1 pseudogene is annotated in these 289 nt (G+C 39.4%); it reads left to right on the top strand.

The features are described 5' to 3' along the window. Positions 1-75: 75 nt before the first annotated feature. A pseudogene (locus tag SB679_RS23765) lies at positions 76-289 on the top strand (hypothetical protein); the annotation flags it as partial.

A 289-nucleotide genomic window follows, 5' to 3' on the forward strand; every position in this document is an offset into this window, starting at 1 on the left:
GGGGATTGTCGTCTCCAAATGCACAGAATTTACATAGTATACATAAATAGACACGTTTTCAAAGGAGGTCTTTTTTTGAGCGATAGAAAGCTGACGGAAGATAAATTTGATAATCGGCTCACTAAGTTTGCGCCCTTTATCAGCCCTAACCCTGTTACATCATTTAATCCGGTTCAAAGATACCCTAAAATTGATAAAACGTCGTTCATAAGTCCGTTTTCCAGCGTGATAGGAGACGTGAGAATAAAGGACAATGTTTATGTAGCGCCAAATGTTGCTATTCGTGCAG

It is taken from the genome of Chryseobacterium sp. SIMBA_029 (assembly GCF_046535275.1).
Taxonomy (GTDB): Bacteria; Bacteroidota; Bacteroidia; order Flavobacteriales; family Weeksellaceae; genus Chryseobacterium.